The 13,856-nt window shown below is 53.2% G+C and carries 20 protein-coding genes and 1 pseudogene; 8 read left to right on the top strand and 13 right to left on the bottom strand.

The genetic code is table 11. The annotated features are described in order from the left end of the window. Nucleotides 1-10: 10 nt before the first annotated feature. The 5 genes and pseudogenes from ATG98_RS08410 (at nt 11) to istB (ending at nt 5,035) form a co-directional block, all read left to right on the top strand. Nucleotides 11-1,273, top strand: coding sequence for a site-specific integrase (locus ATG98_RS08410; protein WP_098418645.1), 1,263 nt, complete (start codon nt 11-13; stop codon nt 1,271-1,273). Then, nucleotides 1,270-2,259 carry a tyrosine-type recombinase/integrase gene (locus ATG98_RS08405; RefSeq protein ID WP_098418646.1) on the top strand — a complete coding sequence of 330 codons (990 nt, stop codon included), beginning with the start codon at nt 1,270-1,272 and terminating at the stop codon, nt 2,257-2,259. The genes ATG98_RS08410 and ATG98_RS08405 overlap by 4 nt, the downstream gene beginning before the upstream one ends. After that, nucleotides 2,256-3,272: a tyrosine-type recombinase/integrase gene (locus ATG98_RS08400; protein WP_098418647.1), complete on the top strand. Its 1,017-nt coding sequence runs from the start codon at nt 2,256-2,258 to the stop codon at nt 3,270-3,272. Before ATG98_RS08405 ends, ATG98_RS08400 begins: the two co-directional genes overlap by 4 nt. 87 nt (nt 3,273-3,359) lie before the next feature. Next, nucleotides 3,360-4,268: pseudogene (locus ATG98_RS08395) on the top strand (Mu transposase domain-containing protein); the annotation flags it as partial. A gap of 11 nt (nt 4,269-4,279) precedes the next feature. Beyond that, nucleotides 4,280-5,035, top strand: coding sequence for an IS21-like element helper ATPase IstB (gene istB / locus ATG98_RS08390; RefSeq protein WP_098422599.1), 756 nt, complete (start codon nt 4,280-4,282; stop codon nt 5,033-5,035). A 293-nt stretch (nt 5,036-5,328) separates the two neighbouring features. Here the strand turns inward: istB and ATG98_RS08385 are convergent, their stop codons facing one another. The 6 genes from ATG98_RS08385 to ATG98_RS08350 all read right to left on the bottom strand — a co-directional run bounded on the left by ATG98_RS08385 (nt 5,329) and on the right by ATG98_RS08350 (nt 9,512). Then, the gene (locus ATG98_RS08385) at nt 5,329-5,703 is read right to left on the bottom strand and encodes a hypothetical protein (RefSeq protein WP_098420634.1); all 375 of its coding nucleotides are present in this window, start codon (nt 5,701-5,703) and stop codon (nt 5,329-5,331) included. Between the two features lie 866 nt (nt 5,704-6,569). Next, nucleotides 6,570-7,070 carry a GNAT family N-acetyltransferase gene (locus ATG98_RS08370; RefSeq protein WP_098422597.1) on the bottom strand — a complete coding sequence of 167 codons (501 nt, stop codon included), beginning with the start codon at nt 7,068-7,070 and terminating at the stop codon, nt 6,570-6,572. 146 nt (nt 7,071-7,216) lie between these two features. Further along, nucleotides 7,217-7,630, bottom strand: coding sequence for an ACT domain-containing protein (locus ATG98_RS08365; protein WP_098420629.1), 414 nt, complete (start codon nt 7,628-7,630; stop codon nt 7,217-7,219). A gap of 88 nt (nt 7,631-7,718) precedes the next feature. Then, the gene (locus ATG98_RS08360) at nt 7,719-8,135 is read right to left on the bottom strand and encodes a hypothetical protein (protein WP_098421788.1); all 417 of its coding nucleotides are present in this window, start codon (nt 8,133-8,135) and stop codon (nt 7,719-7,721) included. A 96-nt stretch (nt 8,136-8,231) separates the two neighbouring features. Further along, entirely contained in the window at nt 8,232-8,855 is a 624-nt protein-coding gene (locus tag ATG98_RS08355) for a SagB/ThcOx family dehydrogenase (RefSeq protein ID WP_098420628.1), read from the bottom strand. A 78-nt stretch (nt 8,856-8,933) separates the two neighbouring features. Then, nucleotides 8,934-9,512 (bottom strand): TetR/AcrR family transcriptional regulator, encoded by a 579-nt coding sequence (locus ATG98_RS08350; protein ID WP_098420627.1) that lies wholly within the window; start codon nt 9,510-9,512, stop codon nt 8,934-8,936. Between the two features lie 99 nt (nt 9,513-9,611). On the opposite strand from ATG98_RS08350, the gene ATG98_RS08345 reads away from it, so the two are divergent. Then, a complete protein-coding gene (locus ATG98_RS08345; RefSeq protein ID WP_179888087.1) occupies nt 9,612-10,094 on the top strand; it encodes an HPP family protein in 483 nt (160 codons plus the stop codon). A 148-nt stretch (nt 10,095-10,242) separates the two neighbouring features. On the opposite strand, the gene ATG98_RS08340 is transcribed toward ATG98_RS08345, so the two are convergent. Together ATG98_RS08340 and ATG98_RS08335 are read right to left on the bottom strand one after the other, a co-directional pair. After that, entirely contained in the window at nt 10,243-10,506 is a 264-nt protein-coding gene (locus ATG98_RS08340) for a Txe/YoeB family addiction module toxin (protein ID WP_098420626.1), read from the bottom strand. Continuing rightward, nucleotides 10,503-10,745 carry a type II toxin-antitoxin system Phd/YefM family antitoxin gene (locus tag ATG98_RS08335; RefSeq protein WP_098420625.1) on the bottom strand — a complete coding sequence of 81 codons (243 nt, stop codon included), beginning with the start codon at nt 10,743-10,745 and terminating at the stop codon, nt 10,503-10,505. The genes ATG98_RS08340 and ATG98_RS08335 overlap by 4 nt, the downstream gene beginning before the upstream one ends. A gap of 209 nt (nt 10,746-10,954) precedes the next feature. Here ATG98_RS08335 and ATG98_RS08330 point away from each other — a divergent pair, with 209 nt between their 5' ends. Further along, a complete protein-coding gene (locus ATG98_RS08330; RefSeq protein ID WP_098420624.1) occupies nt 10,955-11,191 on the top strand; it encodes an addiction module protein in 237 nt (78 codons plus the stop codon). A gap of 2 nt (nt 11,192-11,193) precedes the next feature. Further along, nucleotides 11,194-11,508, top strand: coding sequence for a type II toxin-antitoxin system RelE/ParE family toxin (locus ATG98_RS08325; protein ID WP_098420623.1), 315 nt, complete (start codon nt 11,194-11,196; stop codon nt 11,506-11,508). Between the two features lie 84 nt (nt 11,509-11,592). Here the strand turns inward: ATG98_RS08325 and ATG98_RS08320 are convergent, their stop codons facing one another. The 5 genes from ATG98_RS08320 to ATG98_RS08305 form a co-directional block, all read right to left on the bottom strand. Then, complete coding sequence (locus tag ATG98_RS08320) at nt 11,593-12,066, bottom strand: GNAT family N-acetyltransferase (protein ID WP_179888086.1); 474 nt, start codon at nt 12,064-12,066, stop codon at nt 11,593-11,595. A gap of 114 nt (nt 12,067-12,180) precedes the next feature. Then, entirely contained in the window at nt 12,181-12,315 is a 135-nt protein-coding gene (locus tag ATG98_RS22705) for a hypothetical protein (RefSeq protein ID WP_267283833.1), read from the bottom strand. Between the two features lie 496 nt (nt 12,316-12,811). Continuing rightward, nucleotides 12,812-13,138 (bottom strand): type II toxin-antitoxin system HicB family antitoxin, encoded by a 327-nt coding sequence (locus tag ATG98_RS08315; protein WP_098420622.1) that lies wholly within the window; start codon nt 13,136-13,138, stop codon nt 12,812-12,814. Next, the gene (locus tag ATG98_RS08310; protein ID WP_098420621.1) at nt 13,131-13,382 is read right to left on the bottom strand and encodes a toxin HicA; all 252 of its coding nucleotides are present in this window, start codon (nt 13,380-13,382) and stop codon (nt 13,131-13,133) included. Before ATG98_RS08310 ends, ATG98_RS08315 begins: the two co-directional genes overlap by 8 nt. 124 nt (nt 13,383-13,506) lie before the next feature. Further along, a complete protein-coding gene (locus ATG98_RS08305; RefSeq protein WP_098420620.1) occupies nt 13,507-13,806 on the bottom strand; it encodes a helix-turn-helix domain-containing protein in 300 nt (99 codons plus the stop codon). Nucleotides 13,807-13,856: the final 50 nt, after the last annotated feature.

Raw genomic sequence — 13,856 nt, 5'->3', positions numbered from 1 at the left:
GGAGATTGTCATGTTAGAACATTACTTCGTTAAGCCCGATACCATTGATGCGATTCGCGCTTCCTGGATCGGAGGACCGATTGAGCAGTATGTCGAGTGGTTAGCTGGAAATGGGTATCGCTCCCGGACAGTTTTGCGACGAGTCCCGATCCTGAGGCAGTTTGGTGAGTTTGCTCGTAATCACGGAGCCACTCAGTGGAGTGAGCTGCCAACTCATGTCGAGTCCTATGTCCAATACTGGATAAAGATTCATGCCAAGAATGCATACCAGGCAGAGCAGTGGGTGGCCAATGAAGCCCGAACACCGATCGAGCAATTGCTCTGCCTGATATTGCCCGATTTCCGTGGCGGAGGCCGTAGACGTACCCGTCAAGATCCCTTCCTGGATCAGGCGCCGAGTTTCTTTGCTTACCTGCGTGATGAACGGGGCCTGCGTGAGAAGTCCCTCCGGCACTACGGCCATTATCTGCGTAACCTGGAAGCCTACCTGACACGGATCAATCTGTTGCAGTTGTCCGAGCTCACGCCAGTTGTACTCAGCGCGTTTATAGTGGAGAGCGGGCGCCGCCTGAGCCAGCATTCCATGACGGGGCTGTGCAGTTCCTTGCGGGTCTTCCTGCGTTACTTGTACCGCGAGCGGCTGATCAACCGCGATCTCGGCGCTACCGTTGAGTCCCCGCGCCGGTATCAGTTGGCCGATCTTCCTCGCTCGATCTCCTGGGACGAGGTCCGGCGCATGCTCGATGTTGTTGATCGACGCAGTGCCCTTGGCAAGCGTGACTACGCGATTCTGCTGTTGCTCGTCACTTATGGACTGCGCGGCCATGAGGTGGCCGGATTGACGTTGGATCATATCGACTGGAAGCGAGAACGCCTGTTGGTGCCTCAGCGCAAGGCGGGCCACACCACAGCCTACCCTCTCTCTTCGGTAGTCGGTGAAGCGATCCTCGACTATTTAAAAAATGCGCGCCCACACACGGAGGAGCGTAGGTTATTCTTCCGGGTTGTGGCACCTATCCGACCTGTGACGGCGGTTACCGTGGCCAACCAGGCGACACAATACCTGCGCAAGGCGGGTATTCATGTTCGTCGCCCGGGTTCCCACACGTTGCGACACACTTGCGTGCAGCGACTGGTCGATGCCGAGTTCAACCTCAAAGTCATCGGCGATTACGTCGGTCATGCATCCCCCAGCTCAACCCGTATCTATTCCAAGGTGGATGTGGAAACTCTGCGCACGGTGGCGCTGGATCACGAGGAGCTGCTGCCATGAACGCCTCATTCTGCAGTGCACTGGGCAAGGATTTTTCTGCCTACTTGAGTTACAAGCGAGCGCTTGGCCGTAAATTCGATACTGAAGAGCGGGCCTTGCGATTATTCGATCGGTTCCTGATCGATGAACGAGTGAGCGATGCGGCGGTAGTGCAACCGGCGTTGATCGAGGCTTTTCTCGCTTCGCGGCCACGCACTCGCCCGCGCAGCTACAATCACCTTTTGGGTGTGCTCCGCTGCTTTTTTGCCTGGCAGGTGGCTCAGGAGCGGCTGACGTACTCCCCAGTTCGGGCTCATCCTCGGCGGGTCACTTGCCAGCTTAAACCCTTCCTGTTTGAACCGACTCAGATAAAATGGCTTCTGGCGCTGGCATCAGAACTTCCGGACAACCCACGCGCAACCGGCCGCGGTGTTGTTTACCCACTGATCTTCTCGTTGATGTACGGTTTGGGCCTGCGTGTCGGCGAGATTGTGCGTCTTCGATACTGCGACGTCGATTCCCAGCGCAACCTTTTGATAATCGACAAGAGCAAGTTTGGCAAAACGCGTTTGGTTCCCTTCGGTCCGCTCATGACGCAACGGATTGCCGGCTATTTGCAACTGGGCATTGGGCGGTACGGAGCCTGGCAACCGGAGGATCCGGTATTTTCTTTCAGCACTACTTCTGTGCGCAAGCCGATGCGCACAGAGACGGTCAGTCAGACCTTCCACCACTTGATGCCGGAGCTCAATCTGTCCGTGCCACCCGGCGTACGCCAACCCCACCTGCATTGTCTGCGTCATTCGTTCGCGGTCGCAATCCTGCTGCGCTGGTATCGCACCGGCGTGGATCCCAATCAACGGCTTTTTCACCTGTCCACCTTCATGGGGCATGCCGACCCGGCATCGACGGCTTGGTATCTGACCATCACCGATGCGTTACTCCAGGAGGCAAACCGGCGCTTTGAGCGTTTCGCCACTCCCCATGATGAGGAGGATCTATCATGAACGATCAATTAGGGCGCTTGCTCTTTGCCTTCGTGGAAGATCACCTTAAGTGCCAACGGGGACTGCGTCCGGCCAGTATCCGAAGTTACAAGGAAAGTCTGCGCCTGTTCCTCCAGTTCATCGCAAAGGATAAGCGCTGCAGAATCACCCGTTTGGAACTGGCTGATCTCACCAGTGAGCGGGTGCGTTATTTTCTGCAGAACCTTGAACAACAACGTGGTAATGGGGTCCGGACTCGCAACCAGCGTCTTGCGGCGCTGCACACCTTCTTCGAGTATCTTGCCGATCGTGAGCCCTGTGTGCTCGGGGAGGCTCAACGAGTTGGCTCCATCCCTGTCAAACGCTCACCACCAGGCGAGACTCTGTATCTCGAACGCGACGAGATCGATTCTCTGTTCGCGGCCTTGCCCACCGGTCACCCGCAGGCCCTGCGCGACCAGGCCTTGCTTCGCTTCCTTTACAATACCGGGGCACGGGTACAAGAGGCGGCGGATCTGCGCGCAACGCATCTGGACCTCGGCACTGAAGCCCGAGTGCGGCTGCATGGTAAAGGTGATAAATGGCGTACCTGTCCTTTATGGACGCAGACGGCGAATCTGCTACAGAGCTTGCTGGAGCATAATCGGCGACGGCGCCAATCCGAGGACGCCGTCTTCTTGGCCCGTAACGGTGCGCCGCTGACCAGATTTGGTATCTACAAGGTGGTGAGGCGTCATACCGCCAAGGTCGTGAAAAAAGGCGCAGATGGCACGGTGCGGCACATCTCGCCACATGTTTTGCGCCACACAACGGCTGTGCATTTGCTTGAGGCGGGTGTCGAGGTGAATGTCATCCGCGCCTGGCTTGGCCACGTCAGTTTGGAGACCACCAACAGATACGCCGAAATCACCCTCCGAATGAAGGTGGATGCGGTGCGCACCTGCGAGCCTGCTTGGGACTCTCCGGCGGCGTCCCCCCGAAAGCCCGTATGGCGTACCAATCCGGAGCTACTGCAGTGGCTCGAATCTCTGTGATCGTTATGTGCCCCTTCGCACGGGCTCCGCCCCGTGCTTTCAAGGCCTTCCGCAGTGAACGGCACATAACGGAGTTGGGAACATAACCCCGATAACCTAAAATCCGGTGTCACCAAAGCTCACCGCTACGAGCCAGACCTCAACCCGACCTACCAGGACATGGCCGCCCATTACGGCGTGGCCGTTGTCCCTACACGGGTCCGAAAGCCACGTGATAAAGCCAAGGTAGAAGGCGGTGTGTTGATCGTCGAACGCTGGATCCTGGCGGCGCTGCGCCACCGTCAGCACTTCTCGCTCGGGCAGCTCAATGCCACTCTCCGTGAGCTGCTGGAGAAGCTCAATCGCCGCCCCTTCCGAAAGTTGCCCGGCTGCCGGCGTGACCACTTCGAACAACTGGACAAGTCCGTTTTACAGCCGCTACCGGCAGAACCGTATGTCTACGCAGAGTGGAAGAAGGCTCGGGTTAACATCGACTACCACATAGCCGTTGACGGGCATTACTACTCGGTACCCTACACCCTGATCAAGAAGGAAGTGGAGGTCCGGATCACCCACAACACCATTGAGTGTTTTTACCGGGGCAACCGGATCGCCAGCCACCGTCGCTCTGATCAGAAAGGACGACACACCACCGTCGCCGCTCACATGCCCGAATCCCATCGGCAGGCGGGTGAGTGGTCGCCGGAACGGCTGATTGCCTGGGAGGCCAAGACCGGACCCGCCACAGAAAAACTCATCCGCACCGCCCTGGCTGCCCGCAAACACCCGCAGCAGGCCTACCGCTCCTGCCTGGGCATTCTCCGGCTGGGCAAGAGCTACGGCGAGGCACGACTGGAAGCCGCCTGCCAGCGCGCCTTAATGCTGGGTAGCTGCCGCTACAAAAGCATTGAATCCATTCTCAAACACCGCCTGGACCAGAAGCCCCTGGAAGAACAGCAAGAGCTGGCCTTACCGGATACCCACGACAACATCCGCGGCCCAACCTACTACCACTGAGGGAACCTGACATGCTGAAACATCCGACTCTGGACAAACTCCATGCCCTCAAATTGACCGGCATGGCCGCCGCACTGGCTGATCAGTCAGCCACGTCTGACATCACAGAATTGAGCTTCGAGGAACGCCTTGGACTGCTGGTTGACCGGGAGATGACCGAACGAGATAACCGACGCCTGACCAGCCGGCTGCGCCGGGCTGGACTGCGACACACCGCCGTTCTCGAAGACCTGGATTACCGGAACTCACGCGGCCTGGATAAGGGATTAATCCAATCCCTGGCAAGCTGCCAATGGGTGAAGGAACACCTGAATGTGCTCATCACCGGCCCCACCGGCGTTGGCAAAACCTGGCTGGCCTGTGCCTTGGCGCACAAAGCCTGCCGGGAAGGCTACACCGCCCAGTACGTTCGCCTGACCCGGCTGCTACGAGAACTGACCATCGCTAAAGGAGACGGTCAGTACCCCAAACTGCTAGCAAATCTCGCCAAAGTCGATGTACTGATCCTGGACGATTGGGGGCTCATGAAACTGAGCGCAGAGAACCGAAGAGACTTGCTGGAAGTGCTGGAAGACCGGTATGGCCGTCGTTCCACCATCGCCACCAGCCAACTCCCTATCGAGGAATGGCATGACGTCATCGGTGACGCCACTCTGGCGGATGCGATTCTGGATCGGCTGGTTCACAACGCCTACAAGATCAACCTCAGGGGTGAATCCATGCGAAAACGACAAGCAAAGTTGACGGGCACCACGGCTTCGGAGTAACAATGAAACCCCCGCGTCGCGTCGCTCCGATGGGTGGCAGCCTTGCGCCGGTCCGGGTGGCAGGCTTCAGGTGGAATGGGTGGCAACCTTCAGCGGTTTACGCAGCTTGGCGCTTGAGGCTTGTAACTAGCTCAACTTTCATGGAATTACCCTGAATTAGTTTGATAGTGACACTATAGTATCACTTTTCAGGTGGCGCCATCCCAGCTAACGCAAAGCTAAACGGTGCCCTGAAAAGGGCATCCGGTGGACGGCCATCAGGCCGGGAACGAACTTGAGCGACTTGTTAAAAATCAACGCAGAGTGACTAGCTCGCCCTCTACTTGGATACAATTGTGAGCCACGGGGAGTCCAAAGAAGTTGCCAGGCTTATTCTTCTGAACCTGATCAATTCTTACATTGACCAAAAGGTCACCAGTGATTCCCTGTTCTTGACCATTTTGGATTGCTTGATCCATCGCTCTCTGGAGACGAGAGTCATTTGGCTGCTGGCCCACCTGATGGCAATCCTCTCCCTCAACTCTCGTTGCAGATGTTGAATCGTAGTCAAGGTTTCTGACATTGAAACTGGACGCAGCCGTAAACTGGCCAAGTCTGTATTCTGGAGTTTGGGCAGCACAGCCCACCAATAACAAGCTTACGGCAACTGCGACAATACCTTTGTTCACTGAGACTCCTTACTTCTGATAAATTGTATTTTTAACGCTGAGCACAGCGGCGGCACGTCGGTGACGTCCGGCGGCCGTAAGCCGCGTACTGCTGCGATTTGTTAGCTGGGTGTAACTGCCAGCCCGGCCCCCGGCACTCAAAACGATAGCCTATTCCGCTGCTGCCCTTATGCCAAGATCCACAGATGCACAGTGTCAAAAACACTGCAACCGATGCGGCGAATGAACCAGAACGCCAGATTAGCAGACCAACAACTTGCTTACGCCGGACAGCCCCACAAACAGAACGCCCAATTTTCTGTTACCACTGTTGAACCGCTAAACTACCAACTGACCACTGATTACGACGGCCTTGGCACGCACCGAAAATCGCCGATTTGCTACCAACTCTGGGCCAAGGCCACTGATACCGAGCCACCAAAAAGGCACCACAACAATCCAGCTAACGCTGAGCACAGCGGCGGCACGTCAGTGACGTCCGGTGGCCGTAGGCCGCGTACTGCTGCGATTTGTTAGCTGGATGTAACTGACAGCCCAGCCCCTGGCACATAAAGTGATAGCCTACTCCGCCGCTGCCCTTGCACCAAAATCCGCCGATGCACAATGTCCTAAAACACCGCAACCGATGCGGCGGTCGAACCTGAACGCCAGATTAGCAGGCCAAAAACTTGCTTACGCCGGACAGCCCCACAAACAGAACGCCCAATTTTCTGTCGCCACTTTTGAACGGCTGTGCTGCCAACTGACCACCAATTTCGATGGCCTTGGCAAACACCGAAACTCGCCGGTTTGCTGCCAAACCTGAACCAAGGCCACTGATACCGAGCCACCAAAAAGGAACCACATCAATCCAGCTAACGGCGCATTCAGCGGCTCGTCCGCTGCAATGCCTGGTTATACTGCTCTAAATTCAAGCCCAAAAAATGTGTTCCTTGAACTGGGTTGTTCGTTGCGGGTGGATGCTCAACAAACCCATATGACCTATATAATTTCAAGGCGGTTTGGAACTCAGGCAGAACATCTAAACAGATTTTCTTGTATCCACTGATAACAGCCTCTTGCAACACTCTATCAACCAGCTTGGTCCCCAGATTGCTACCACGAGCGCTTGGTCGAATATAAACTCGCTTCATTTCACAGACAGTTTCATCCAACCTCCGAAATGCCGCACACTCAATAGGTTTGCTGTCTTTTTTCAGCAAAAAAATCTTTGACTCTTCAGAGCTATATTTTTCAGGTAGCTGATTAAATTCTTGATCGTTACCTTGAAAAGAAAGATCGACCGAAGTCCGACTAACATACTCGCGGTATAGATCAAGAACATCCTTTAAATCATCAGGAAAAACTGCTCTTACTACCTCAAACACATCACTCTCCTGGCGGTATAACGCCAAGCACAGCGGCGCAAGGAACGAGCGTCCGGCGCCGTAGGCGTGAACTGGTGCGACTGGTTATAGATCATGCGCCAAACCTGACAATATTGGCACGCCTACCATTCTCAAGGGGAATGTTCTCATTTAACGACTGCGCTGTTGATGCTCAGTGCTTGCAGCAGGTGCAGCGCTTTTTCAGCCTTGCCGCTAGGGACATAAATGTGGTCGTGATAATAGCCAGCGACGACGTTAGCCGGAATGTCATTTGATGCAAGCTCGGAGGAAATAGCCGCTGTCAGCCCAACGGCTTCTAGGCTTGAGTGCACTGTGAGAGTGATTTGCCGATATGTTCCGTTGAACCTGAAGTTTTCCCTCACTGCTACAGCGACCGGCAAAACCAATGTTAAGCCTTCCGTTTCCCTTACAGTAGTCACTGGCTCAAGCCCAGCATAGTCACCGAGAGTGCCAGGGACACTGCAGAATACATAGTCGACCTCTGGCATCTGTGGGACCAGGGAACTCAATAGGCTTTCCAATTCGACGGTGCCGTCCATCCTAGTAAACGTCCTTATTGCTAATGAAATGACCGCCATAAGCGACCCGACCAACGAGAGACCACATGGCGCGAATTTAATGGCCTTGTTATACAGTTTTGACCTCAATGAACCACTTCGGCTGCATTGCTTCGAAGTCCTGACGAATATTGGAAGACAGGTAGCTTGCTGAATCCAAAACGAATGGCTGACCCTCCACACGCTTAAACAAAACCCAGTGCCAGAAATATCTGCCCTCTTCCTGATGATGCTTGATAGACAACAACGCAAGGTCCGGCAATCTATCCCAGGATTCAAACGGAATCTCATCGTTCGAGGTTTCAACGCCCGCGCTGGACAACATGCGACGGACATACTCTGTATCTGACCACAGCGACTTGTCTGAGGCATGGATGCCCATGGTGTCAGCTATGGATGCCATCTCTGCATACGACCTGCCAAGAATGTTGGCTACGGATGCAATGCCGCACCCTGTTGCTTCTTCCTGTATTACCGACTCTAGCACTGTAAACTCCTGAATCCATAACGCTAAGCGCACCGGTGGCTTTTTTGGAGCGAAGCGGAGAAAAACCATCCGTGTGACGTGGCTGGTTATGCATAGTTAGACACTCCACCGTTGTCCGATACAAAGTAGCGCAGTAGGCTCCACATCTGAAGGGAACCCAAATGCTTCCTTCACCTTCGAATCATCAAAGCCTGCGACCAAAACACAACCAATCCCTAGAGCCGTGCACTGAAGATGGACATTTTGCGCTAAAGCTCCCGATTCCATATACACATAGCGAGAACCGCGCTCTCCTTGGGGTGCCTGAGATTCAAAGCGCCTAATGGCTACTTCGAGCTTTCCAGCTAACCCAATGACGATGGCCGCGTCATTTAGCCATGGTTGATCGCCAATCCCCATTTCTCGTATCGACGCTTCTGGAGAGATGCTGCCAAGTAGCTTCAAAGAGTGATTGCCACTCTGGTATTCATAAATCCCAGGCTCAAGTTCCGCAATACGCCGCACCAAAATGTGGGTCTGCAAAGGGTAGAGTCCGCCCGCTGAAGGTATTGCCTTTTTTTGCTCCGGGCCTGTTATTCCTTGCGCAGACCACAGTAACTGGGATAGAGAATCAATACGCAGGGGAGCCTTAGAGTACTCTCGCACACTGCGACGATTTTCAATACAGCTAACCAATGATTCAGACTCAAGTGTTTCAGGAGCAGGTAGCTCGAAAATCATGCACTACTCCTTATGCATTGTGGCGTTACGCAATCGATTTCTCGAAGATATTTTCTTCAAGCAACACATGTACCAAAGTTATTCATCAGCATAGCGATGCAGTATATTCTCCAGTATTTTTTTAGCCTCCATCGCCGCATCAAGATTTCCCTGAACGTGCGCTACTGAGGTAGCCCCTTCTTTAAGTAGAACAACCAAGCGTGTGAGCTCTTCTGTTGCCCCATCCGGGAGAGACAACGCATCCACATGCTTTCGAATCAGTCTCGTTATATCAGATTTGTGCTCGGCACAGGCCCGGTGGATGACATTGTCTCGGTCGCCGAATTCAGCGCTGGCATTGATAAAGAAGCAGCCATGGAAGTGGTCGATATCCGGCACCCGGCTGTGGAACCAGTCATCCAGAGCACTAAATAGTTCAAGCAAAGCGGGTTTGCCTGAAAGTACATGATCCAGCCTCGATATAAGCCAAGCCCGGTAGCTACAGTCACGATAGCGGATGACCGCTTCCACTAGATGTTGCTTGCTGGGGAAGTGATGATAAAGCGTTTTCTTGGCTATGCCTGACTCCGCTAACACTAGGTTCACTCCCACTGCGTTAATGCCCCGAGTGTAAAACAATTTAAAGGCGGTACGAACTAGCTGTTCTTGCTTATCCATGGTTATACCCACATCACACCAGATATCCGTATCTTGACATCAGTAGACAAGACTGTCTACTCTATGCAGACCGATCTGTCTACTTTGGAGATTTTGCTCATGTACAAACGTCTGACCACTTCACGTTACCTTGTCCCTTTGCTAGCAGGCTTGGGGGCAATGCTGTGTATTACCGCTTTGAGCAGCCTGGGCAGCGCTAATCAGTCCTCCGTCTGGTTGATGGCTCCCTTTGGCGCGACCATGGTAATCCTATTCGGATTGCCGGAAAGTCCACTAGCACAGCCCAGAAACATCATCATAGGTCACCTATTAACAACGGCGACCGGCCTGTCTGTAGCAGCTCTGGTGGGCGTTACCCCCTGGTCGATGGGGTTGGCAGTAGGACTAGCGGTAAGCTTGATGATGCTGACCAACACTACCCACCCACCAGCAGGGGCTAATCCGCTGGTCGTCATGCTTGCAGGTGAACACTGGGGTTTCCTGTTGACGCCGGTGGCGGCAGGCACCGTTCTGATTGTGGCTTTCGGGGTGGCATACCACCGGCTTATTTCCGGTCAACGCTATCCGAAGCAGTGGTTGTAAACGACACTATTAGTCAAAACAGGGAGGCTGGGCCAGGAGAAATACTTGAGGAGCCCAGCTCACTGATCTGCATAACGCCAAGCTTTGCGGCAATTTTGGAGCCGCGCAGCGGTGGAAATATTGTCCGGCAACAGCGACTGGTTATGCATTATTCGTAGTGGCTCCAGAGTCGGAGAACTTTGACTACTCGTTCGTCTTCAAGCACTTGGTACACCAGTCGATGCTGAATATTAATCCTCCGTGAGTAAGCTCCCGCAAGATCACCGATAAGTTTCTCAAATGGAGGCGGTTTTCGATACGGATCTTCTGAAATCAGCGCCAACAGCTCTTGGGCTTTTGGTTTTAGGCCGCTTGAGGCCAACTTCTTTGCGTCTTTCTGGGCTTGCTTGGTGTAAACCAACGTCCATGTCACCAGTCCAGCTCCCTATCACATTCCTCGACAGGGGCACCCATCCCCTCACGAATAGATTCGCGCATACCCGGCACGGAAAGCAGGTAAAGCGTTTCCTGAATAGCAGACCAGTCTTCTTCAGACACAAGTACGGCTTTATTCCGCTTGCCCATGATGATGATCGGCTGATGAGAGTCGGCGGTTTCATCAATCAACCGATAAAGGTTGCTGCGTGCCTCAGTTGCAGTAATTCCGATCATGACGCACCTCTGGTGTGTTTAATTTTTCACCAGTGTACGCTATAAGGTACGTACGTCAAGACGAACGGTTTGCATAACGCTTAGGTAACCGGCGCCGGAGCGCCAGCGGAGGGAACCAAAAGCGGCCACGCTTTTGGCGTCCGGTTGACCGCCTTGTTAGGGCCTTCTAATCGGGATAGCATAACCATAGTGCTACTCGCGGAGGCTCCATGACTACCGAAACATTAAATCACCTACGCTCCCAGATTTCGACTCTCTCCGAGTCGGAACGCGCAGTGCTGGCTCGCGAGCTCATAATGAGCCTGGACGGCCCCCGTGATGACTCTGTTGAGCAGGCCTGGAACGATGAAATTATTCGCCGTGTGTCCAAGGTCAAAAGTGGTAAGGCCACACTTCTCAGCCGCGAAGAATTCCGAACAAAGATGCGAGCGAGGCTAAACCAGTAACAATGCGAACGGTAAGGATACTGGAAGAAGCCTCACAGGAAGCGATAGAGGCCGCAGCATGGTACGAATATGAGCAACCTGGACTCGGAGCCGAGTTCTTCGCTGCTATTGACGCTGCCATCGACGTTATTGAAGAGAACTTCATCCCCTTATCACCTCTCCCCGAGCAAGCCGGCCATACAGGCGCAAAACGACTGATTCTGGAACGCTTCCCGTACGACATTGTCGCAATTGAGTTGCCGAAAGAAACTGTCGTAATCGCCGTTGCCCACCACTCCCGGAAGCCTGGCTATTGGCTGGGGCGAAGTAAGCCCTAACGCTCGCAGCATGCGCGCCCTTGTAATGAAGCCGAAGGCGCAATGTAAAGGGCGTCGCCGTGCCTGCACTGGTTATGTTTTGAATCAACTCCCAAGGTTCAACTTCATTTCTAGCAGAGATCCTCGAAAGCCAAATTTCTCATATGCACGAACAGCAGAATTATTCTCCGCATACACTTCAAGATAGAAATCGATGACTCCTCGTTGCTGGCCCCAACTAACCAGATCTTGCAAGATCACTTTGTTTAACCCTAGCCCTCTGTACTCCTCTGCCACATACATGAAGCCAAAATATCCATGGTTATCGTGGTCTAAGGCAGGCTTTGAATGGCGCACCTGAACGTACCCTGTAGCGACAATGTTGCCAGAAACCTCTCCAACGACCAACCTACTATCACGATCAGTAATCAGCTTTTCGATATCGTAGTAATAGGCGTCTTTTTCTTTGAGAGACGTATTGTACGGACGCTCAGCGTCAATCACCTTTTGTTCCAATGCTGCGAGAGAACGGTAATCGTCAACCCTTGCTTCCCGCACAGTCAGTCCATCTAAATTCATCAATACTCCAATGCCGGTATCTCGTCACAAACATAACGCCAACAGCACGCGCGGCTGCGGAGTGGAGGCGAAGCCGCAATGGAGTAGACGTCGCCGTGGCTGTGATTGTGATTGTTAGGCGATCGGACTCGGCTCGGCGCCATTAGTGAAGTATGCCCGTATAATATAGTCGTTCTTGCTTTCCTCAATGGCCATTGCAAACTCTACTTTTTTCTTTACCGTTGGAAAAAGCTTGTCCTTTTGCTTCATGATTCGCCTGAACTCCCATTCGAGACCTTCGAGTGCCTATATGCTTGGCGCCCGGGCCCGTTGAGATTCAATGAACTTTTTGAGCTTTCCATTCCGTTTTTTTCCAGATGACAGTGACATGTTCCATGCAGTCTTCACCAAATCCAAGTGTGCCTGCATTTCCTCCAGATTTTCCACGCTCTTTAGCAGGTCACCGCTAACTGCTATGAGCATTTCTGATACCTTTTTCATACTATGGATCTTACTCAAACTCAGATTGTGGTGCGCCTAACGAGGTTGTAGAAAAACCCTCGAGCACTTTTGTGATGACGTTTCTACGTAAAATCCAGGTCTGCTTTCGACGATAAGTGCTCCAGATTTTAAGAATAGGCGCTATTTTTAGATCGTTTATTAACCAATTTCAGTTCGAGGATTGTCTTCGACCTTTTTCTACAGCCTCAACGCTGAACGAAGCGGCGCGTCTCACGCGTCCGCCTTCCGTGATTTGTTACATGGATCAGTGCAACTTGCTCGAGATGAGGCGATTTAAGCTGACACCGGATTCAGCAGCTTGGATTACAAGCGAACGATGTGTGTCTGGAGGGACGCGCACCATAAACTTCCCACTGAATGACTTTGCAGAAATGGGCTGAGGTATATCTTGAGCCTCTTCCTGAAGATCCTTGATGCAATCTCGAACCAACCTACGAATACCCTTGAGGGCTTTTTCGGGTGTGTCTTCCAACCAGCTTAAGCTAGGGAACTCAACGCACAAACCCACATGCTCCTGATCGTCTTCTGACCAGGTCACCCGGTATGTATATCGATCAATAGTTTTATCCATTTTTCACCTCCAGTCGCTCTACAGCCTGCAGCACCTGCTTCACTTGATATGCCTTAGCCTTGCCTTTGGCGTTCTGAATATTGACTCGCGGGTCACCAAGCCATGGCGTCTTGTAGACTCTGTGACTGGATCCGGATTGCCGCGGCTCACCGAAATACAGATCGCATACTTTGCACAAGTCAGAAAAGCGGACGCCTTTCGGATTGTCTCGCATAGATTTGAGAAGATCGTCGAGTTTTGCCATGTGAAAATAGTATCACTATTGATACTGAAGTCAACAGGCTAGGCGCTGGTAGCCGTTTCCATTTAACGCTCGGCTTTGCGGCGTGCCGGAGCGCAGCGTAGGCGCGTCCGACAACAGCCGCTTGTTAACCCCGGAGTTCGAGGTCCTCCCGGATGACCTCGGGATGGCGGAAAGCAATCTCGATGAGCGCTTTCGCTGGCCCAGAGGGCTTCCGTCGCCCTTGCTCCCACTCCTGCAACGTACGCGCAGAAATATGCAGTACCTCAGCAAACTCTATCTGGGTCAGGCCGGTTTTACTCCGTGCATCTGCTACCTCATTAGGCTCCACACGACTGACTCGTGCGGCTTTGCCCGCTTTCATTTCTTTGACGGATTGGAGTAGCTTGTTGCCAAGTTCCTCAGCACTCAGAATCTCGTTACTCATTTTCCAATACCTCACGAATCGACTTCAGGATATGCGCGGGTATGTTGTCC

It is taken from the genome of Marinobacter sp. LV10R520-4, from assembly GCF_002563815.1.
Taxonomy (GTDB): Bacteria; Pseudomonadota; Gammaproteobacteria; order Pseudomonadales; family Oleiphilaceae; genus Marinobacter.
This window is presented reverse-complemented; position numbering and strand designations above follow the sequence as displayed.